Annotated in this window: 17 protein-coding genes; 8 read left to right on the top strand and 9 right to left on the bottom strand. The window is 59.7% G+C overall.

What is annotated here, in order from left to right; all coding sequences use genetic code 11:
* Window positions 1-39 precede the first annotated feature (39 nt).
* Window positions 40-276 (top strand): BrnA antitoxin family protein, encoded by a 237-nt coding sequence (locus tag IMCC20628_RS07730; RefSeq protein WP_047029749.1) that lies wholly within the window; start codon window positions 40-42, stop codon window positions 274-276.
* 293 nt (window positions 277-569) lie between these two features.
* On the opposite strand, the gene IMCC20628_RS07725 is transcribed toward IMCC20628_RS07730, so the two are convergent.
* Window positions 570-1,217, bottom strand: coding sequence for an OmpA family protein (locus tag IMCC20628_RS07725; RefSeq protein ID WP_047029748.1), 648 nt, complete (start codon window positions 1,215-1,217; stop codon window positions 570-572).
* A gap of 174 nt (window positions 1,218-1,391) precedes the next feature.
* Window positions 1,392-3,998, bottom strand: a complete 2,607-nt coding sequence (locus IMCC20628_RS07720) for an ATP-binding protein (RefSeq protein ID WP_047029747.1) — start codon at window positions 3,996-3,998, stop codon at window positions 1,392-1,394.
* Window positions 3,999-4,297: 299 nt separating this feature from the next.
* Here IMCC20628_RS07720 and IMCC20628_RS07715 point away from each other — a divergent pair, with 299 nt between their 5' ends.
* The gene (locus tag IMCC20628_RS07715; protein WP_052766342.1) at window positions 4,298-5,311 is read left to right on the top strand and encodes a flagellar biosynthetic protein FliO; all 1,014 of its coding nucleotides are present in this window, start codon (window positions 4,298-4,300) and stop codon (window positions 5,309-5,311) included.
* A 136-nt stretch (window positions 5,312-5,447) separates the two neighbouring features.
* On the opposite strand, the gene dksA is transcribed toward IMCC20628_RS07715, so the two are convergent.
* Window positions 5,448-5,867 carry an RNA polymerase-binding protein DksA gene (dksA, locus tag IMCC20628_RS07710; RefSeq protein ID WP_047029746.1) on the bottom strand — a complete coding sequence of 140 codons (420 nt, stop codon included), beginning with the start codon at window positions 5,865-5,867 and terminating at the stop codon, window positions 5,448-5,450.
* Between the two features lie 293 nt (window positions 5,868-6,160).
* Between dksA and IMCC20628_RS07705 the strand changes: the two genes are divergently transcribed.
* From IMCC20628_RS07705 to IMCC20628_RS07690, 4 genes are all read left to right on the top strand, one after another.
* Window positions 6,161-6,694: a histidine phosphatase family protein gene (locus tag IMCC20628_RS07705; RefSeq protein ID WP_052766341.1), complete on the top strand. Its 534-nt coding sequence runs from the start codon at window positions 6,161-6,163 to the stop codon at window positions 6,692-6,694.
* An 83-nt stretch (window positions 6,695-6,777) separates the two neighbouring features.
* Entirely contained in the window at window positions 6,778-8,250 is a 1,473-nt protein-coding gene (locus tag IMCC20628_RS07700) for a YcjX family protein (RefSeq protein WP_047029745.1), read from the top strand.
* Window positions 8,247-9,362: a TIGR01620 family protein gene (locus IMCC20628_RS07695; protein WP_047029744.1), complete on the top strand. Its 1,116-nt coding sequence runs from the start codon at window positions 8,247-8,249 to the stop codon at window positions 9,360-9,362. The genes IMCC20628_RS07700 and IMCC20628_RS07695 overlap by 4 nt, the downstream gene beginning before the upstream one ends.
* 94 nt (window positions 9,363-9,456) lie before the next feature.
* Entirely contained in the window at window positions 9,457-9,990 is a 534-nt protein-coding gene (locus tag IMCC20628_RS07690; protein WP_047029743.1) for a hypothetical protein, read from the top strand.
* Between the two features lie 30 nt (window positions 9,991-10,020).
* Here IMCC20628_RS07690 and folK read toward each other — a convergent pair whose 3' ends face one another.
* From folK to folP, 3 genes are read right to left on the bottom strand one after another with little or no spacing between them, the layout of a single operon-like run.
* Window positions 10,021-10,542 carry a 2-amino-4-hydroxy-6-hydroxymethyldihydropteridine diphosphokinase gene (folK, locus tag IMCC20628_RS07685; protein WP_047029742.1) on the bottom strand — a complete coding sequence of 174 codons (522 nt, stop codon included), beginning with the start codon at window positions 10,540-10,542 and terminating at the stop codon, window positions 10,021-10,023.
* The gene (gene folB / locus IMCC20628_RS07680; RefSeq protein ID WP_047029741.1) at window positions 10,535-10,903 is read right to left on the bottom strand and encodes a dihydroneopterin aldolase; all 369 of its coding nucleotides are present in this window, start codon (window positions 10,901-10,903) and stop codon (window positions 10,535-10,537) included. The genes folK and folB overlap by 8 nt, the downstream gene beginning before the upstream one ends.
* Window positions 10,896-11,774, bottom strand: coding sequence for a dihydropteroate synthase (gene folP, locus IMCC20628_RS07675; RefSeq protein WP_082128055.1), 879 nt, complete (start codon window positions 11,772-11,774; stop codon window positions 10,896-10,898). The genes folB and folP overlap by 8 nt, the downstream gene beginning before the upstream one ends.
* Before the next feature lie 105 nt (window positions 11,775-11,879).
* On the opposite strand from folP, the gene IMCC20628_RS07670 reads away from it, so the two are divergent.
* The gene (locus tag IMCC20628_RS07670) at window positions 11,880-12,494 is read left to right on the top strand and encodes a DUF922 domain-containing protein (protein WP_047029740.1); all 615 of its coding nucleotides are present in this window, start codon (window positions 11,880-11,882) and stop codon (window positions 12,492-12,494) included.
* A gap of 376 nt (window positions 12,495-12,870) precedes the next feature.
* Here the strand turns inward: IMCC20628_RS07670 and IMCC20628_RS07665 are convergent, their stop codons facing one another.
* The 3 genes from IMCC20628_RS07665 to IMCC20628_RS07655 form a co-directional block, all read right to left on the bottom strand.
* Complete coding sequence (locus IMCC20628_RS07665) at window positions 12,871-13,896, bottom strand: NAD(P)/FAD-dependent oxidoreductase (protein WP_047029739.1); 1,026 nt, start codon at window positions 13,894-13,896, stop codon at window positions 12,871-12,873.
* A 27-nt stretch (window positions 13,897-13,923) separates the two neighbouring features.
* Window positions 13,924-14,244, bottom strand: a complete 321-nt coding sequence (locus IMCC20628_RS07660) for a 2Fe-2S iron-sulfur cluster-binding protein (protein WP_047029738.1) — start codon at window positions 14,242-14,244, stop codon at window positions 13,924-13,926.
* 181 nt (window positions 14,245-14,425) lie between these two features.
* On the bottom strand, window positions 14,426-14,794 hold the full coding sequence (locus IMCC20628_RS07655; protein WP_047029737.1) for an Hpt domain-containing protein: 369 nt from the start codon (window positions 14,792-14,794) through the stop codon (window positions 14,426-14,428).
* Between the two features lie 381 nt (window positions 14,795-15,175).
* Between IMCC20628_RS07655 and IMCC20628_RS07650 the strand changes: the two genes are divergently transcribed.
* Window positions 15,176-20,431 (top strand): hypothetical protein, encoded by a 5,256-nt coding sequence (locus IMCC20628_RS07650; RefSeq protein ID WP_047029736.1) that lies wholly within the window; start codon window positions 15,176-15,178, stop codon window positions 20,429-20,431.

The raw sequence follows: 20,431 nt of genomic DNA, 5'->3' as shown, positions 1-20,431 counted from the left end.
CAGCGGTCTGCTGCGGTCAATTCACAAAGGATATTTCCGATGAAGCCAACACGACGTACCGGCAGCGCTTTCGACCGCGCCGAAGCAGCCTTCAAGTCCGCCACCAGCAAGCCGGTCGAAGCCGCGCCCAAGCCCAGAACCGTGCCCGAGGGCAAGGAACTGGTGTCGCTGCGACTCGACCGCGCCGTTCTGGAGCATTTCCAGGAAGACGGCCCTGGCTGGCAGGATCGCATCAATGCCGCGCTGCGCGCAGCCGCAGGGCTCGACGGCGAATAGGATTCCGCTTCTGTCGGCTGGCTGGCCGCAGTCGCCCCACAATTCTGTCTTCCCGGCCTTGCGCCGGGATCCGGCAGAGCCGGCGTCTGCCGGATCTAAAGACTCTTTTTCAGCCCAAGGACTTGGGCTGGCTGGTTCCCGGATCGTGTCCCGAATGACGTCATGTGAGGGCCTTGGTTGAACCCGCAACCATCACGCCCTCCGACCTCAACCTCCCCCAACCGGACACGAAAAGGCCCGGCAGCGTCAGCGACCGGGCCTGATAGTTTCTCAGACGATTATGTCGTCACTGATCAGCTCAGCGGCGAAATCTGGATTTCCACGCGGCGGTTGGCTGCGCGTCCCGCGTCCGAACCATTGTCGGCAATCGGCTGGCTCTCGCCAAATCCCTGGGTGTAGAAGCGGCGCGGATCATTGCCCTGCGAGATCAGGTAGCTCGAAACCGACTGCGCCCGCTGCTGCGAGAGCGTCAGATTGTGGCTGTCAGACCCGGTCGAATCGGTATGGCCGGCAACATCAACCAGCGAGCGGTTGAATTTCTTCAGCACCAACGCCACTGAATTCAGTGTCTCATAGAACTGCGGCTTCACCGCCGACTGGTCGCTGTCGAAGGTGATGTTGGACGGCATGTTGAGAATGATCTTGTCGCCCATACGCGTCACCGAAACTCCAGTGCCCTGCAACTGCGCCCGCAATTGGTTTTCCTGCTGGTCCATGTAACCGCCGATCGCGCCACCGGCGAGCGCACCAACGCCGGCACCGATCAGCGCATTCTTGCGGTCGTCACCACCGGCTAGCGTACCGAGTGCTGCGCCGCCGAGAGCGCCAAGCGCGGCCCCGCCAGCGAGGTTGGAGACCTTGGACTGGCCGGTATACGGATCGGTGGTGCAGCCGGATACGAAGACTGCGGCCAACGCCGCGATCAGAAGTTTGGATTTCATAATGGCCCCTCTTGGCAAAACTTGAATTGCGGACTTTAGCGGAAATTGCGGCAGGATGATGAATATTTCGTCACCCCTCCCTGCCAGGGCAGATATGAAGGCTGACAGCAGCACTCCCGGTCGCGACCCAGTCCCCCGAGTACTTTGCCAGAATTCCCGGATGATTTGAGCCGGCTACTCGTCGAGCATCTCTCGCACCGAGGTCGCCAGTTGTTTGAGCGAGAACGGTTTTGCCAAAAAGCCGAACTTGGCGTCAGCCGGCAGATTGCGGGCGAACGCATCCTCCGCATAGCCCGACACGAAGATGAACTTCATGTCGGGATAGTCCTTGCGCAGTTCGACCAGCAGCGTCGGCCCGTCCATTTCCGGCATCACCACATCGGAGACCACGATATCGACCTTGCCCTCAAGTTCGGCCAGCACTTTAAGCGCTTCCACGCCAGTTCCGGCCTCATGCACCTCGTATCCACGCGCCTCCAGCATGCGTTTGCCGCCGCGCCGCACCGCTTCCTCGTCTTCAACCAGCAACACCACAGCCGAACCGCCAGTCAGGTCTTCAGGTCCTTCAGTGGCAGCCTTGGCCAGCTTCGCATCGACACCGGCTTCGACCAGCGCAGCCGCTTCCGCTGCCGCGGCCTTTTCGGCCTCGTCCTCGACATGACGCGGCAGGAAAACACGGAACGTCGTGCCCTTGCCGACCTCCGATTCGGGGTAAATGTAGCCGCCCGACTGTTTGACGATGCCATAAACCATCGACAGTCCCAGACCTGTGCCCTTGCCGACATCCTTGGTGGTGAAGAATGGTTCGAAAATTTGCTCCAGCACTTCGGGCGTGATGCCGGTGCCCTCATCCTCGATTTCGATGAGCACATAGTCGCCCGCCACCATGCCGCGATAATTCAGCCTTTCGGCTTCCTCGGTCTCGACATTGCGGGTCCGCACAGTGATCGTGCCGCCCTCCGGCATGGCGTCGCGTGCATTGACCGCGAGGTTGATCAGCACCTGTTCGAACTGCCCAAGATCGGTCTTTACCGGCCACAGATCACGGCCGAATTCGAGCAGGAGCTTGACGTTGCTGCCGGTCAGGCGATCGATCAGCATCCTCAGATCGCCAATCACATCGGTCATCGACAGCACGGTCGGGCGCATGGTCTGTTTGCGCGAGAACGCCAGCAACTGCCGCACCAGCACGGCGGCACGATTGGCATTGCGCTTGATCTCGATAAGATCAGCAAAGCTTGCATCCGCAGGTCTCAGCGACATCAGAAGGTGATCAGCAGACAGAAGAATTGCGGTCAGCACATTGTTGAAATCATGCGCGATGCCGCCGGCAAGCGTGCCGACAGCATTCATCTTCTGGGTCTGCGCCATCTGCGCCTCAAGCGCCTTTTGCTCGGTGGTTTCCACCGCGTAGATGATGGCCGTCTCTTCAGGCGCTTCTTCGGAATGCTCGATCACCGCATTGACGTAAAAGCGGAAATGCCGCTCCTCGTTGTCAGCCCGGCGGCTGTCGATGGGCACGATGACACCTTGCTTGTCGGCGGCCTGGCTGATTGCGTCCTGGAATGCCTTGCGATCATCCTCGCGCAACACCGTTTCAAACAGCGTTCCACGCTCCATGTCGTCGCGCGTCACCAGACCGTTGAACATCTGCAGAAACGGACCGTTTGTGCGCAGGATCTTGCCGTGTCCGTCCACCGAGGCAATCGCCATCGGCGTATTGTTGAAAAACCGGGTGAAACGCATTTCCGCGTTCGCCGCATCCTGCATTTCCGACCCGCCATCCTCGCGGCTGATCACGATTGTCCGGCTTTCACCGGGTGAACCATCTCGCGTGGCGGTGACCCGGTGCACCAGACGCACCGGCAGGCTCTGGCCATTGGACTTGAGCAGATCAAGATCAAGCTGTGCCGTGCGATTAAGCCCCGGTTCAGCCTGCACCGATTCAACCAGTGCCATGCCCGAGCCGGCCACCAGGTCGCGCAGCTTCACCTTGCCCGGTGAGAAGGCGGTCAGGTCCATGCCAAGCCAATCGGCCAGCGTGGCGTTGAGATAGACGATTTCGCCCTCTTGTCCGGCCGAGAAGAATCCCACCGGCGCATGGTCGAGATAGTTGATGGCGTTTTGCAGTTCCTTGAACACCAGTTCCTGCTCGATGCGTTCGTGGCTGATGTCGGACAATTGCCACGCCATCAGCTTGGCATCGTCATTGGCGGAAACGATCGGACGGCCACGCAAGCGATACCAGTGCCCGGCGCCCGCAGTTTCCTGAGCCGCGCCCAGCGGCTGCGTCATGCGGAATTCTTCCTGCCCGTCACGCCCGTCACGCATGGCGTTGGTCAGACGGTAAACCGCTTCGGCGGATTCGCGGTGACGCGAAAGAATGGCTTCAATGGATTGCACATCAGCAGCACTGGTGGAACCGGTGAGCACACCATAGGCATGGTTGGCGTAAACCACCCTGTCCTTGTCGTCGGTCACCAAAGTGCCTTCGGGATGGGTGTCTATGAAGGCGCGGGCAAGCGGATCAGCCGTTGCCTTCGGCATCACCGCGACAAAACCGATCACGGTCGAGACCAGGAAGAATATCCCAACCACCGCCAGCACACCGAGAATGCCGAGCATCAAATCATTGTTGAGCCTGTCCTTGAACAAAAAGAACACGATCGATGCGCCGATCATCACCAGCGCGAGGAAAACCAGCCTCGACACCGAGCGTGGTTTTGCGCTTCGGTCAACAAGCGCTGCCGGCGCACCGGTCGCTGGGGTCGTTTCAGTCATCAATCACTCTTTCGTCCCGCCACGCATCCGCCCGGTATGAATCATATTCCGTTCCCCATGGAAAGCCATAAGACCCGCCACGACAACCGGGGTGTAAGGTTACCCCCGCAAAAACTGCATTATCTTCGCTCCGCGCGCAATTGCCAGCACAACGAGACACCATACAGCTTGGGAAAACCCCTGCCCCCGGCTTGTGGTATCGTCTGAAAAAACGTCAAATGCAAACAGCCCGGGGGCAATTGAAAAGAAATAACTTCGCGCCAGACGGCAATCAGCGGGCACGAACAGGAGAACAACGGATGCCGGACAATATTCTTGGCGGTCAGGGATCAACGCTTTTGATGGCGGTTATCATCGTCGCAGTGGCCCTTCTGGCACTTGTCGGAGTCTTCTGGCTGATCCGTGCCCGCGCTGCATCGACCTTCATCCGCGGCGGCAAAAATCGCCAGCCGCGCTTGGCTGTGCTGGATGCGGCTGCCGTCGACACCCGTCGGCGGCTGGTGCTGATCCGGCGCGACGATGTCGAGCATCTTGTGATGATCGGCGGCCCGACGGACATTGTCATCGAAAGCCGCATCAGCCGTCATGACGACCAGGCCAGCGCGCCGCCGCCACAACACCGGCAGCCCGGCCTCGCGCCCTCTCCCAAGCCCGCGCAAACTCTTCAGCCGGAACCATCTCTACGGCCTGCAGCAACGCCTCAGCCGGCGCCTTCTCGCCAGCCTGAGCCAAAACCGCACCCCGCACCGTCGCCAAGACCGGTTGCGGCAGCGCTCCCTGAGACGCAATGGACCGAACCAGTGCCACAGCCTCAAGCGGCCCGGACACCCAGCAAAGATCCGCTGGTTGCGCCCGCAGCCACCGCCGCTGTCGCCGCAAGCTCGGCGGGCTCCATCCGTTCGGAAGCCGCCGACGCTCTCGAAAGCGCCAGGGCCAGGGTATTCGAAGAGCCAAGTTTCGATGAGGATGCTTTTGACGAATTGACCGCCATTCCGGACAACAAATCAACACCGCAAGAAGTACCGAAGCCATCGGTTCCAGCGCCTGCACGGACGGCCGAAACGGCACAGGCGCCGGCGACGTCGGCTCAGCCTGATTTCGAGTCCGTGCTGGCCGACGAACTGTCAGGCGATCTTTCGCTCGATCTGGAGGACGACAGCTATCTTGATCCGCCGCGACTGGACCAGCCCCACGGTTCGGACCAATCCAATGACGAAAAGACTCCTGAAGTCAAACCGGACCCGCATCCATCACGGGATTCTCTGGAAGCGGAAATGGAACGCCTGCTCGGCGATCTGTCACGCAAGCCCTGATCCAAACCTAAAGCGCCGCGCATCCATTGGATACGCGGCGCTGTAACTTCTTAAAACTGATGGATCTGCGTTAGCGTTCACATGTTTTCATCTGAACCCGACATGCATTGTCGGGATCAACACCTTGCAGACAAGCCTATTCGTCGCGATAGACTTTTTCGCGGCGCTCATGGCGTTCCTGGGCTTCGATGGACAAGGTTGCGATTGGGCGGGCGTCCAGCCGTTTCAGGCTGATCGGCTCGCCGGTTTCCTCGCAATACCCGTAAGTTCCCTCATCGAGGCGCGTCAACGCAGCATCAATCTTGCCGATCAACTTGCGTTGCCGGTCGCGAGCGCGCAATTCGATTGCACGATCCGTTTCAGACGAAGCGCGATCGGCTACGTCCGGATGGTTGGAACTTTCCTCTGCGAGATGGTCAAGCGTCTCGCGAGCCTCTTTGAGAATATCATTGCGCCACATAGTCAACTTGGCCCTGAAATAGGTCCGCTGCTGGGTGTTCATGAAATCCTCGTCATCCGAGGGCACATAAGAGGAAAAATCGATGTCTTCACTCATGACGATTCTCCCGGCTAAGCCATTCGGGGGGTGTATAACCAGACGCTTGCATCCGTACAAGCTGTAAATTTCCCCATCACCGCAATTTCATCGAACTGTCAAAATCTGTGCATCGAATTGAAAAAGGCGCGTTATTTGGTTTGGTACAGATGGCAATCGGGGTTCAGCGTGCCCATGTTGTTGCCTTGCAACACTCCCGAAAGGCTTTCCATGCACATGCCTGACTTAATGCTGCACTGCACTTTGGGCTTTCGGCGAATTGTAGCTGCCGCGCAAATGCTTAAACTCAACCAATGAGCCCGACGCAACCAACCGCCCTGCGCGTATTTCTTGTCCGTCATGCCCACGCAGTGTGGGCCATGCCGGGCGTCCGTGATTTCGACCGGCCACTGGATGACCGCGGCCGTGAAGAGGCCACAAGGCTTGCAGCAACCCTGACCGTCAACGGATTTGAACCGGACTTGATCTTCTGCTCGAACGCCCGCCGTTGCGTCGAGACACTCGCCATTCTGTTTGCCGATGGCAGCGGCAAATCGCGCGTCGAGCAAAGCGACGCCCTCTATGCGGCCGGTTACAAAGCCTATCTCGACGTGATCGGATCGGTGCGTGACGAAACTGTCCAGTCAATCATGATTATCGGGCACAATCCGATGATTGAGGAAACCGCGCATGCGTTGTTTGAGCATGATGCGACAGCCTACGAGGAAGCCCTTGGCATGGGCTTTCCCACCGCTGGATTGCTGATCGTGGATTGTCCCATGAAGGGCGATGGTGCCATCAATGGCAATGCCAGATTTGTCGCGCTGTTATCTCCCGTCGACGCCTGACTGCTTCACCGTCGAACCGCGCTAGCTTTCAATCCCCCCGCCTCTCACCTATATCTGCATGAGCAATTCGGAGTGGGCTCAATTTGTCATCTTCCATCACCAACCTGACCGACGAGGCGCTGATCGCTTTCGACACCCTGGCTGATCGCGCCGCCAATCTGATCCAGCCGACACTGCGGCTTGGCGTGACCGGTCTGTCACGCGCAGGCAAGACGGTGTTCATCACCGCACTGGTTCACAACCTCTTGCATGGCGGACGTCTGCCGATGTTTCAGGCCGCCCATTCAGGCCGGCTTGCCCGGTCGTTTCTGGAGCCTCAACCTGACGACGCGGTGCCGCGGTTTCAATATGAAGACCACGTAGCACGGATGATCAGTGATCGCCTCTGGCCTGACTCAACCCGTGCAATTTCCGAGCTGCGCCTGATTATCGAGTATGAGTCGGCCAGCGGCTGGAACAGGTTTTTCTCCGGCGGCAGGCTTTGTCTCGACATTGTCGACTACCCGGGCGAATGGCTGCTGGATCTGCCCTTGCTCGGACAGAATTTTGCGGAGTTTTCGCTCAACGCCACCTCGCTCGCCCGCTCGCCGGTTCGCGCAGCCCTTGCCGCACCTTGGCTGGAGAAAGCCCAGTCAATCGACCCACTCAAACCGGCAGATGAAAGCGACGCGCGCGAACTGGCGCGGTTTTTCACCGATTATCTGAGAGCCTGCAAGAAGGAAGAGCGGGCGCTGTCCACCCTGCCTCCGGGACGGTTCCTGATGCCAGGAGATCTCGACGGATCGCCTGCCCTGACCTTCGCGCCGTTGCCCAATCTGCCCGACACGTCCGCGCCCAAAGGCTCGCTGATGGCGATGATGGAACGCCGGTTTGAAAGCTACAAATCGGTCGTGGTGAAACCGTTCTTTCGTGAGCATGTCGCCCGCCTCGACCGCCAGATCGTGTTGATCGACGCCATGCAGGCGATGAACGCCGGTCGCGAGGCGGTCATGGACCTAGAGCGGGCGCTGTCGGACGTGCTGTCCTGCTTCCGGCCCGGCAGTGGCAATCTGCTGACCAACCTCGTCTCCCGCCGGATCGACAAGGTGCTGATCGCCGCCACCAAGGCCGATCACTTGCACCATGAAAGCCATGACAGGCTGGAAGCAATTGCGCGCCGGATTGTCGATCGCGCCTCAGCCAATATCGGGTTGAACGGCGCTCACATCGAGGTGCTGGCGCTGGCGGCGGTGCGGGCAACGCGTGAGGCCACCGTGCGCCAGGATGGCGAAGAGCTGCCGGTGATCGTCGGCACCCCGCTCGACGGCGAACGCATCGGTGGCGAACTGTTCGATGGCAACCGTAAAACAGCCATATTTCCCGGTGACTTGCCAAGGAATCCGGATTCATTCTTTGAAGCCGTTGATTCACTCTCTCAGCCCCTGCTGCCGGAGATCAACATCGTCCGTTTTCGCCCGCCCCTGATCGAAGAAAGCGAATCCGGCATCAAGCTGTCGTTGCCGCATATCCGCCTCGACCGGGCTCTGGAGTATCTTTTGGGAGACCGGTTGGCATGACCGATCACGATGCGTCTGATCCGGTGCGCAAGCCGCGCGCCTTCACTGTCGACGACCCTGCCCCCAAGACTGCGGCGGAGCGGTCCCGCAGAACGGCTGACAAGCCGCGCAAACCCGCGGCAATACCCGTGACTGTGGCGATGACCATGGCTGAAGACGACCCGTTCCTGCCACCGCCGCCTGACGAACTCGATGGATTGACGCCACCACCGGCATCGCCGCGTCCACGCAGGCTGACGGCTGGGAAACTGCTGACCGGCAGCCTTGGCTTTCTTGCCGCCCTGGCACTGGGAATCTGGACCGACACGCTGATCCGCAGCCTGTTTGACCGCCTGCCCTGGCTTGGCTGGGCCGCGGCAATGGCGGCTGCGATTGCTGTTGTGGCGCTGCTGGCGCTGGCAATCAAGGAATTCATCGGCATTCGTCGCCTGACAAAGGTCGCAAGTCTGCGCGAAGCCATCACGGCCAGGGTCAAATCCGCAACTGCCAAGGAGGCGCGCGCGCTTGGTACCCAGGTCACAGCTTTGGTCGCCGCCAACCCGCTGACCGCACATGGACGCAAAAGCCTCAACACCCTTGACGATGAGATCATTGACGGGCCGCATTACCTGGAATTTGCCGAGCGCGAATTGATGTCGCCGCTCGACCGCCAGGCCCGGCAATTGATCGTCAACGCCGCCCGCCGCGTTTCGGTGGTGACTGCAGTCAGCCCCCGTGCCTTAGTCGACCTTGCCTATGTCGGCTATGAAGCTATCCGTCTCACCCGGGCCATGGCCGAACTCTATGGCGGCCGTCCGGGTACGCTTGGCATGATCCGACTGTTCCGCGATGTCATCGCCCATCTCGCCGTCACCGGCGCCATTGCGGCGGGCGACAGCCTGATCCAGCAGGTGGTCGGTCACGGTCTGGCCGCCAAGCTGTCAGCCCGGCTTGGCGAAGGCGTCATCAACGGCCTGATGACGGCGCGAATCGGCATATCCGCCATGGATCTGTGCCGTCCGATGCCATTCACGGCGCTTAAACGCCCCGGCATTGGCGACTTTATGTCGGTCATAGCCGGAATGGCCGCCAAAGATGCATCAACGAAAACAACCGGCAACGAGACACTTTGAATTAGCACTTGCGGAATTTGCAGTGCCGATTACTCTCCATTAACCATTCGAAGTCATTTTGGGGCTTCATTTCCAGCCGCAACAGGTGTGACCCATGTACTCGAAGTTTCGCATCCTCTCACTTTGTCTTGCGGCCACCGCCCTGAGTTTCGCGTCGCCATCAATGGCGCGCGACAAGGATACGGCCTTCTTCGAATCCGTTGCCGGCGCCTGGAAAGGCCCGGGCGAAATTGTTGCCGGAAAATACAAGGGCACGAAATTCGTCTGCAATCTCAGTGGCGGCGAACACGACGGCAAATCCGTCGGCATCACGCTGGATGGCACCTGCCGCGTCGGCGTTTTCAACCAGAAAATGTCTGCAGTGATCACCCGCAAGGGAAAATCCTACACTGGCCGCTTCCTTGACGGCTCTGCCGGTGACGGGCTGGACATCGTGTCCGGCAAGGTCTCGGGTAACCGCGCGGTGATGGGCATCAATCGTAAAACACTGAACGGCGCAATGATCGCCCATCTCAACGACGCCGAGACCATGAACGTGACGATTTCCGTCAAGGTCGGCGAGCAGATGGTTCCGGTCATAGGCATGACCCTCAAACGCGGCCCGCAAAAAATCGCCAGCGGCGGCTGAACGGGATCAGAACGGCCTGATCACTTGGCTCTATTTCTCGTACTGCCACCAGTCCCCGGACCGGCTCAGCGCCTCGATGCCTTCGGAATCCACCAGACTTGACCAATCATCAATGCTCTGCAGATTGACAATGGCCTGCGGCGCAATGTCGGCCAGCGGCACCATCACGAAGGCCCGTTCCGTCATCCGTGGATGCGGCACTGTCAGGTCTGCGTGGGCTGACAGAAAATCTCCATGCAGCAGCACGTCAAGGTCAATAGTACGCGGACCCCAGCGATCGGTGCGAACCCGGCCAAGCTGCAACTCAATTTCCAGGCACACCTTGAGCAACTCATGCGGATCCAACGTGGTTTCCACCAACGTGCAGGCATTGTGGAACCATTCCTGATCAGTGTTGCCCCAGGGCGGCGTTCGATAAAGCCGCGAAACGGTGCGAAGCTGAATGTCGTCACGCGCATCAAGCAGCTTTAACGCACGTGCCATCGTCCGGCGCGGATTGCCGATATTGCCGCCAAGCCCAATCGCCGCGATGACGGTTTTGGACTCAGGCACGATGTTCAACCGTCACTTCGACATGATCAAGAATGCCCGGCACCGCAGCGCTGGGTTTGCGCACCGTGATGCGGGCAAGCCGGATCTGTGAAAACTGGGCCGTCAACGCTTTGGCGATATCCAGCGCCAGCGCCTCGATCAGGTAACGCCGCTTGCCGGTGACGATGTCCTCGATCACCTTGAACGCGACGCCGTAATGAACAGTCCCCTCAATCGAGTCGGTTTCCAGAGCGTCGCTCAGATCCACCTCGAGCTCGGCATCGACAAAGAAGCGTTGCCCCAGGAACTCCTCCTCGTCATGGACGCCATGTCGGGCGAAGAACGCGCAATTGGTGAGTCGAATTGTGTAACACTCAGCCATGACCAGGCTCCTTTTGGCGGCTGCTTTGAACCATCGCATCGGCAACCGCAAGCCCGTCGATGTTGAAAGCCACATTGTGAACCCGAAACATTGCCGCGCCGGCCAGCCTGAGGATCACGCTGGTTGCCGCAGTCCCAGCATCACGGCCGGCCGCCTCTCGTCCGGTCAGTCCCCCAATAAAACGTTTTCGCGAGGTGCCAGCCAGCAGCGGCAGTGCCAGCGCATGCAACTCGGCAAACCTTGCCATCAGTTCAAGGTTGTCGTCAGCGTCCTTGGCGAACCCGAACCCCGGATCAAGCAGGATCTGATCATCCGCTATTCCTGCCTTCCGGGCAATCTCGAGCGACACGGCGAACCAGGCAAACTGGTCTTCCACCAGATCCGGCAGGCTGACGCGGTCGCGACCGGTATGCATGATCGCCACTGCCGCACCCGCCCCAGCAGCGACCTGCGCAATCTGCGGCTCGCGCTGCAAGCCCCAGACGTCGTTGATCAGATGAGCACCCGCAGCCAGCGCCAGCCGGGCGGTTTCAGCCCGCCAGGTATCAACCGAAATCAACACGCCTCCCCGATGACACAGAGCCTCGATGACAGGCATGATCCTGCGCTGTTCATCGAGCGCAGAGACCGGGTCCGCCCCGGGTCGTGTCGATTCACCGCCAATATCGACAATATCCGCGCCGGCCTCAATCATCTCCAACGCAGCCTCGACGGCAGCATCGGTTTCCGCGTGAAGCCCGCCGTCGGAGAACGAATCCGGCGTCACATTGAGAATACCCATCACCCTTGAACGCGGTCCCAGTCCGATCGCGGCAGCCTGGCCGAGCCTCAGGGTCCTGGGTTCAAAAACGCTGTCAGGCGGTGATTGCATAATGTCATTTTCCTCATGCCTGTGGCAATTTGGCTCCGGCTTGCTGTTGCATGACCTGACGCCTTGGCGCAAGTTCCGAACCATTGTTTCTGACCGGAGTTATTCATGCGCCTTCTTCGCATCGGCATTACGGCGCTCACTCTATGCATGATCCCGCACCTCGGTGCCGCCGATCCGGTGATCACCAAAACCTATTCCTATTTTTCCATCAGTGGCATCACCGGCGCGGACCTCGAACGTAAATTGGCACTGCACGGCCCGATGCTCATGCACAGCGGAACCCGACATCCCGGCGCCACCAGAATCAAGCTTGGCGGCTCGGTGAAATATGAAAGTTTCGAAGGCAAATGCCGGGTGATCGAAGCCGTGGTCAAGCTCGAGACTCATTTGACCCTGCCACGCTGGAAAAACCGTGCCTCGGCCAGCAATGACACACGGCTGGTCTGGGATACGCTGTCCGCCGACATCAAGCGCCATGAAGAGCGCCACGCCGAAATCGCCCGCCAACACGCCCGCAAGATGGAAAAAGCCCTTGAAGGGCTGCGGCCTGAAAAAACCTGCGAGAAAATGGAAGTTCGGGTCAACGCGACCACGAAGTCCATCATCGAAAAGCACGCCGCCGACCAGGCCCGCTTCGACCGTGTCGAGGCGGCAAGTTTCGAACGACGCATGCTGCGGATGCTGCGCTTCAAGGCGAAGAAACTAAACAGCCGCAGCTGACTTTCGGTTTGGGCGCGGTGTGTCGCGATCCATGGAAAGCGTCAACGCCCCGACTGACGGCAGAGACAGGGTTTATCGCTGTTTCATAGCCTATTCCCCCGAGGGAACAACAACATCACGGCAATTTAAGTATTCTCAAGTGATGATAGTGCAAATTCCGGACCCCCATTTTCCACCGGGAACTCCTGACAATATTAAACCATCACCGATTAGGTCATATTGCAGTTGTGGGGCCTTTTAATCAAATGATTCGAGTTCTCCCGGCGCATGGAAGCCACTTGGTGACCCTCCCTCATCGAGTTTGATAACTGATGCGCCCATTTGCCCCGCCATTCCCTTTGGGAACAGCGGGGCTTTTTTTTACAAAAACCGGGAATTACTGGACGCCAAGCTTCTTTTGCAGGCTGGTCGACGACGTTGTGTACTGAAACACAACCTTCTGGTCCGGATGAGCCTGCCGTTTGACCGCTTGCGTCATCAGCGCCGCTTCGTGGAAGCCCGACAGGATCAGCTTGAGCTTGCCCGGATACCAGTTGATGTCGCCGATTGCGAACACGCCGGGGATGCTGGTTTCGAACTTTTCTGTGTCGACAGCAATCAGATTCTCGTGCTGATTCAGACCCCAGTCGGCGATCGGGCCAAGCTTCATCGTCAGTCCGAAGAACGGCAGCATGCGGTTGCAGGCAATATTGATTTCACCATCCGGGGTCTTGAGTGTTGCCGCTGTCAATTGGCCATCCGCACCCTGCAGGCCTGTCACCTGACCGACTTGAAAATCGATTTTGCCCTCTTCCTTCATCGCAAACATCTTGTTGACGCTGTCGGGTGCTGCGCGGAAATCCGGACGGCGATGCACCAATGTCACCGATTTTGCCACCGGCTGCAGATTGAGCGTCCAGTCCAGAGCGGAATCACCGCCGCCGACGATCAGCAAATCCTTGTCGCGAAACTCCTCCATGCGCCGCACGGAATAAAACACGCTTGTGCCTTCATAGGCGTCGATTCCGGGAACCGGCGGACGCTTGGGCTGGAATGATCCTCCGCCTGCCGCAATCACCACCGCATGGCAATGCAGCAGTTCACCCTCGTCGGTCTCGACTTCGAAACGGCCATTGTCCAGCTTGCGAAATCCGGAAACCATCCGGTTGAAATGAAATTCCGGAGAGAACGGCGCGATTTGCTCCATCAATCGGTCAGTAAGCGCCTGCCCCGAGATCTCCGGCCACGCCGGAATGTCATAAATCGGCTTCTCGGGATACAACTCCGCACACTGCCCGCCCGGTCGATCAAGAATATCGATCAGGTGGCATTTCAGATCGTAAAGCCCAAGCTCGAACACGGCAAACAGGCCAACTGGCCCCGCGCCCACGATCACGACATCGGTTTCAATCGGGGTAGACATCAGCGTTATCCGGAAAATAGAGGAAAATCAGGCCTGCCGCTCAGGCACATGCACCACCAGGCCATCAAGCTCGCTACGAACCTTGATCTGGCAGGAAAGCCGAGAGGTTGGACGCACATCGAATGCAAAATCGAGCATGTCTTCTTCCATCGGAGCAGGCGCGCCAACCGCATCAACCCATTGCTCGTCGACATAGACATGGCAGGTTGCGCATGCGCAGGCACCGCCGCATTCCGCTTCGATACCGGGAACGGAATTGCGGATTGCGTTTTCCATAACGGTTGAGCCGTTTTCGGCGGCAACCTCGAAACGCGTTCCATCATAGGCAACTAGGGTAATTTTGGTCATAACAGCCTCTGGAGTATTCACTTGTAGAGTGAGGCTTTCATACACGCTGGACAGCACGAGGCAAGAATGAAAACCCTGCTGCGACAGCGTTGCGCGGCATGGTTTTCCAAAACGGCGATATTTCGACAGAAATCGGTCACATCACCGCTCGTCAGACCGGTGGCGCATCCGGCAGGCGCTCTCAGCGCATAAGGCCGACGATGAACGTGTCCGCCTCGATAACCGAATTGGCGAAAGCGGTCATTGCAACCAGGTCATCTGGCTTGATCTCCACAGCAGACGCGCGGCGGGCAACATCAAAGGCCCCGACGGCCTTGGCGGCTCCTGCCAACCGGTGTGCCACTTCGGAGCGTGCATCATTTTCCAATGTACCCATCCGGGCCACCGCTTCACGCGCCTGCCGGGCAAACAATGCCAGCACTTCGGTCTCAAGCGTCTTGTCGCCCCCGGTCTGCCGCGCCAGGTGTACCAGATCGACCGGTCGTCCGCCCGACGGTCTCGGCTGACAACTGACTTCCGGGGCTTCGAATGCAATACTGAGCGCCGCCATCGCGGATATCCTTTATTTCCATAAGAACTGGGGATGAGTGTGACTGCAGCAGCCTCTCGATTCGGTAAACACCAGCACGGTGCGGACCGGAAAACCTGCCGACATGGTTAACGGTCGGTAAATGTGGCAAATGATTGGCGTTTGTGCCTTTTTTTGACACAGAACACCGTTAAAAACCGGTGGACACCCGACCCACCTGATCGCTTTTGTTTGTTAAATTCCGCTGTGTGTGTCACTAAATTGGAGGTTTGAGGGTCCGGAAACGGGCGTTACCGGATTCTCCGCGTGTTCGCGGCTAACCGGCAGCCCTCCACTTTTGGGCGTGCAGCAGCGGCGGATTGCACGAACAATTCCTCCTTCGGGTAACGAGGCTTGAGTAACATGAGTAAAACACCAGCGGACAAGAGCATAGACGAGCAGACATTCGAGGCGCTTGAAGACGCCTTGAATATCGATCTCGACGACGATGACCTGGATGTGCTTGACGACATTTCGATCGAAGAGCTGGAAGACAAGGTGTCCAGCGCCGCTCGAGAACTCAAGAACGCCGGTCAAAAGCCCACTGCCGCAAATGTGTCTGCCCAGCCAGATCCAGGCCAAAGCACCGCACCGCGCGCACCGACGCCGCCGTTCACCCCGGTTGGACCATTGGCGCCCGCCAATGATGATGGACGCAAGACCACCGCCGGTCTTCTGCGCGCGCTGGATATCCGCTCAAGCCGTGGAGCCATACGCAACGCGACGATTATCTCCGTGCTGTGGACCTTTGGCGTCCTCGGACTGGCGAATCTGTTGTACGGACCCGAGATCTGGCAGATTCGTTCGATTGCCGAAATTCTGGCCATACCCGCGGCCATTGGTTTCCTGGTGGCCATTCTGGTCCCCGTTCTGGTTTTCTATGCCTTTTCAATCATGATGGCCCGCGCACGCGAAATGCGCTCCGCCGCACGGTCCATGGCCGAAGTGGCGCTGCGCCTTGCCGAACCCGAAAACGTCGCCGGCGACAGGATCCTGACCGTCGGCCAGGCAGTCCGGCGTGAAGTCTCGGCCATGAACGAGGGGATTGAGCGCACCATTGCCCGCGCTTCCGAACTCGAAACCCTGGTGCATTCGGAAGTCAATGCACTGGAACGAAGCTATTCAGACAACGAATTGCGCGTCCGCGGCCTGGTGCAGGAACTGGGATCCGAACGCGACGCAATTGTCGGCCATGCCGAGCGTATTCGCGCCTCGATCTCCGGCGCCCATGAACAGCTCAAGGAAGAATTGACAACCGCCAGCGAAGAAATTTCGAGCCGGATCTCGACCTCGGGTGAAGCATTCGCGCAACTGATGGAAACGCGTGCTGCGAGCCTGCAGGAACGCACCGTCGAAACCAGCCGTCAGCTGGAAACTTTGCTCGATGGCCGCACCGATGCACTGGTGACGGCGCTCAAGACCTCCGGCGGCGATTTGACCGACGAGTTCGACACAAGGCTGGAAATGCTCAATGTCCAGCTCAACCAGCGCGGCAAGGCGCTGTTGTCCGAGTTTGAAACCCGCGCCTCGACGCTTGACGCCAACACCGAAAAACTCAACGCGGCACTCGGTGAACGCGCCCGCCAGCTCAATGAAACACTGATCGCCCGCACCCGGGACATCTCCGAGAGCCTTGGCGTCGGTCAGCAAGCAATTACGTCGGGTCTTGAAGAGACACTCGCAGCGCTCAACTCGTCTCTGGACGAGAAAGGCGCATCATTCCGCCAGTCGCTGAAAACCAGCGCCGATGACGCAGTCATGGATCTCGATCTCCGCTCCGGCTTCTTTGAAGAGAAGCTTGAATCATCGATCAGCCGCCTGACCGCCGCCTTCGATGAACGGGTCGGCGAATTCACTTCCGCGTTCGACAGCCGTGCCGGCAGCCTCGACGGCAAGCTTTCTGACAGTCTGTCTCGGATCAACGAGACACTGAATGGCGGCACAAATGCCATGGACGGCATTCTGTCAGCCAGCCTCGAGCGGATTGGCGCCACACTCTCGGATCGCAGCCAGGCACTGGAAGCTGCGCTGGGTACGGGTGTCGAGCGGTTGGAATCGACCGCAGAAACGACTGCCAACCGCATCGAGACCAACCTGGCGCAACGCGCCCAGGCACTGGAAGCCGCACTTGGTTCGGGTGTCGAGCGGTTGGAATCGTCCACCGCCACAGCCGCCTCCCGTATCGAGACCACCTTGGCACAGCGTACCGAGGCGATGGAAACTGCAATGGGTACAGGCGCGGAGCGGATGGAATCCTCTTCCAGCATGGCTTCGGCACGGATCGAAGCCACCTTGGCGCAGCGCGCCGAGGCACTGGAGACAACTCTGGAAGCAGGCATGGAGCGGCTCGAATCCTCCACATCCAATGCCGCCACGCGGATCGACGAAACCCTGTCGCAGCGCGCTACCAATCTGGAAGCTGCCTTGTCCGCCGGCGCAGGCCGCATCGATACAAGCCTCTCGGAGGGAACCAACGAGATCGTGTCCGGCATTTCCGGCAAGGTCACCGATCTGGAGTTCGCGCTTGCCGCAGGTGCGGAACGGATCGACACCAGCATGAACGAGCGGTCTGCTGCTCTGTTCGGGTCCCTCTCGGAAAACGCTGAATCGCTGGATCGCAAACTTGGCGAACGCGCCGAGGAACTCGATCGCAAGCTCGGCGAACGCGTGGAATCATTCGGCACGACAGTCAACGAAGCAGCCGACGTGCTCGACGGTCGCCTTGCCGCACGGGCTTCCGCAATCCAGTCCGGCCTCACAGGTGCCACAGAGCAGCTTTCGGCAACACTGGACGTCGAAGGCCAACGCTTCGCCGAACTGGCGACATCCGCCTCCGATCGTGTCGACGCCACTTTCGCCAAAGGCGCTGGCCGTATCGACGAGCGCCTGACCACAATGAACAACATGCTCGGGATCGGGCTTGATTCGGTTTCCAAGACAATTGAAGGCAAGGCAACCGGCCTCGCCGCCAAGTTGCGGGAAGCCGTCGCCAACGCTGCCGTCGACCTGGACGGAGAAGCGCTCAAGGCGGGTGAAACGTTGGGAACCATCAGTTCCGGCTTTGCCAGCAATATGGATGAGCAGGCGCGCAATTTTGCCCGTACTCTCGATGAACATGTCGAAGAACGAACCGCCAATCTGGCAGCCCACGCCGAAACCATTGCCGGCCGCATTTCCGCAGGCGCCGCCGATCTTGGCAGTGAAGCCGCCCGGATCAGCGATCTGGTGGAGCGCGTCGGCGAAACCGTTGGAAATCAGGCGAACACTATCGCCACCACGCTGGATGCAACCGAAGCCCGGTTTGCCGCACAGGCCGCAGCACTTACGTCCCGGCTGGAATCCGAGACTGGCGCAATCTCGAGCCGTATCGGTAAAACCGCCAGCAGTCTTGTATCCGCGCTCGACGAAAAGGCCGGTGCCATCGACGCCCGCCTGGCTGCGTCCGGAGAAAGCCTCCTCGCCCGCACCGGTTCGCTTGGTGAGGCGCTTGAGCAGAAGGCATCGACCATCGTCAAACGACTGGTTGAAGCCGAACAGGCCATGGACACCCGCGCCACGGCGGTTCATTCCACCCTGGATGAGCGGACCCGCGAACTCAATTCGATGCTGGCCAGCCGCTCCGCCGAGCTTTCTCGTGTCATTGACGAACAGGCCCGTCCACTGGTCGACCGTTACGCAGCCAGCGGCGAAGAATTCGCCAACCGCCTGACCGAGGTCACCCAGAATTCGACTGATCGCCTCCGCGCCGAAAACGCGGCGCTGATCAACGCCATCACCAACCGCACCAGCGAAACGCTGTCTGCCATCGAGTCCGTCAATCAGAGCCTGAGCGGCAATGTCGGCAGCCTGCTCGAACGCCTTGGTGCCAGCAACCAGGACATTTCTGAAGTCGTGGAGAGGGCTGCAGCAACTCTTGGCGCAGCCAATGCCCAGCTTTCAGAGACGACGGGCGAGATTTCCTCCTCCACCGAAAAGGCCGCGGAACTGCTCTCCGGCTCCGCCCGGCTTCTCGACGGCAAGGTCGAACGGCTCACCGACATTTCCAGCCGGACGCTCAACCAGGTCGGCGCCATCGCCGGACGCTTCGACGACCATTCCAAGGTGCTTGCGTCCGCATCGGACCTCCTTGGTGCAGCGCAGTCCAACCTCGCCTCCACGCTTGAGGAGCGCCGGGAAGCCCTGCAGTCGCTTTCGGTCGGTCTCGTCAGCCGGTCCGAACAGATCGAAACCACGATGCATTCGCTCGAGGATATCGTCCTTAAAGCATTCTCAGGCGCTGACGAGCTGTCAAAACGCGCCGCTGTTCGGCTTGAAGGCGGTCTGCGCAATGCTGCAGAAAGTGCCACCAAGCTGCTGGACGAGACCGAGGGCAAGGCACATTCCGTTGCAGGCGTAATGCGCGAAAGCATTCGCGAAGCGGTGGAAGACACCGACAAGCTGTTGAGCGAAGCCGAGGCCCGCGCACAATCCGCTGCCAACGTAATGGCTGGAAACATGCGCGGCGCGGTCGAAGACACTGACAAGCTGTTGCGCGCCACCGAGGCTCGCGCACAATCCGCTGCCAGCGTGATGACTGGAAACATGCGCGGTGCTGTGGAAGACACCGACAAGCTGTTGGGTGAAGCCGAAGCCCGGGCGCAATCTGCTGCCAGCTTGCTGACCGGAAACATGCGCGGCGCCATCGAAGACGCCGACAAGCTGATGCGCGGTTCCGAAACCCGCGCACAGACCGCAGCCGGCCTGATGCGTGAAACCGTGCGCGAAGCCATTGAGGATGCGATCACCCGGTTCTCCGGCGCGACCGATGAAATCCGGAAGTCGGCCGCTGATATCAAGCGCGAACTGGATGACACCAGAAGCGAACTCAAGCGCGGTGCGTTCGACCTGCCTGAGGAAACACGCGAAAGCGCAGCCGCCATGCGCCGTGCTGTCGCCGATCAGATCAAGGCGCTGCAGGAACTCTCGCAGATCGTCGGCCAGTCGAGCCAGCGCATCGAGGTCAGCGAGCCGGCACCTCGTCCTGCGCCTCGCGCCGCCGTTCAGCAGGCTGCACCCCAGCGTCAACCTGCTCCTGCTGCACCTGCTCCAGCGCCACGCATTGAGGTTCCGGCCCAACGCGTGCCATTGCGCGGCAGCTTCGAAACTGCCGGCGCCGCTCCGGCCAAGAGCGAAGGCTGGGTCAGCGATTTGCTGCGCGCCGCTTCCCGCGAGGAACAGGCCCCTGCTCCCGCGCCCGTGGCGCAAAAGAAGCCCGAGCGCAATCCACGCCATGTGGTTGAATCGCTGAACTCGCTGTCCGTCGATATCGCCCGCGCCATCGACCACGATGCCTCGGTCGATCTGTGGCGGCGTTATCAGCGCGGCGAGCGTGACGTCTTCACCCGGAGGCTCTACACGCTCAAGGGCCAGCAGACCTTTGATGAGATCAAGAACAAGTACGGCCGCGAGCCTGAGTTCCGCGCTGCGGTTGACCGTTACATCGCCGATTTCGAAAAGCTGCTGTCCGACGTTGCCCGCAACGACCGCGACAACATGATGACCCAGACCTATCTGACCTCGGACACCGGCAAGGTCTACACCATGCTGGCCCATGCCAGTGGTCGCTTTGACCGCGACTGA

Origin of the sequence: Hoeflea sp. IMCC20628, assembly GCF_001011155.1 — a bacterium.
GTDB lineage: Bacteria > Pseudomonadota > Alphaproteobacteria > Rhizobiales > Rhizobiaceae > Hoeflea.
This window is presented reverse-complemented; position numbering and strand designations above follow the sequence as displayed.

Bases quoted from the DNA above. Each gene is read 5' to 3' on its own strand.
- IMCC20628_RS07730 (WP_047029749.1), top strand. From the start codon at position 40: ATGAAGCCAACACGACGTACCGGCAGCGCTTTCGACCGCGCCGAAGCA.
- folP (WP_082128055.1), bottom strand. From the start codon at position 11,774: ATGCAATCACCGCCTGACAGCGTTTTTGAACCCAGGACCCTGAGGCTC.
- IMCC20628_RS07715 (WP_052766342.1), top strand. From the start codon at position 4,298: ATGCCGGACAATATTCTTGGCGGTCAGGGATCAACGCTTTTGATGGCG.
- folB (WP_047029741.1), bottom strand. From the start codon at position 10,903: ATGGCTGAGTGTTACACAATTCGACTCACCAATTGCGCGTTCTTCGCC.
- IMCC20628_RS07665 (WP_047029739.1), bottom strand. From the start codon at position 13,896: ATGTCTACCCCGATTGAAACCGATGTCGTGATCGTGGGCGCGGGGCCA.
- IMCC20628_RS07725 (WP_047029748.1), bottom strand. From the start codon at position 1,217: ATGAAATCCAAACTTCTGATCGCGGCGTTGGCCGCAGTCTTCGTATCC.
- IMCC20628_RS07650 (WP_047029736.1), top strand. From the start codon at position 15,176: ATGAGTAAAACACCAGCGGACAAGAGCATAGACGAGCAGACATTCGAG.
- IMCC20628_RS07660 (WP_047029738.1), bottom strand. From the start codon at position 14,244: ATGACCAAAATTACCCTAGTTGCCTATGATGGAACGCGTTTCGAGGTT.
- IMCC20628_RS07670 (WP_047029740.1), top strand. From the start codon at position 11,880: ATGCGCCTTCTTCGCATCGGCATTACGGCGCTCACTCTATGCATGATC.
- IMCC20628_RS07655 (WP_047029737.1), bottom strand. From the start codon at position 14,794: ATGGCGGCGCTCAGTATTGCATTCGAAGCCCCGGAAGTCAGTTGTCAG.
- dksA (WP_047029746.1), bottom strand. From the start codon at position 5,867: ATGAGTGAAGACATCGATTTTTCCTCTTATGTGCCCTCGGATGACGAG.
- IMCC20628_RS07695 (WP_047029744.1), top strand. From the start codon at position 8,247: ATGACCGATCACGATGCGTCTGATCCGGTGCGCAAGCCGCGCGCCTTC.
- IMCC20628_RS07690 (WP_047029743.1), top strand. From the start codon at position 9,457: ATGTACTCGAAGTTTCGCATCCTCTCACTTTGTCTTGCGGCCACCGCC.
- IMCC20628_RS07720 (WP_047029747.1), bottom strand. From the start codon at position 3,998: ATGACTGAAACGACCCCAGCGACCGGTGCGCCGGCAGCGCTTGTTGAC.
- IMCC20628_RS07705 (WP_052766341.1), top strand. From the start codon at position 6,161: ATGAGCCCGACGCAACCAACCGCCCTGCGCGTATTTCTTGTCCGTCAT.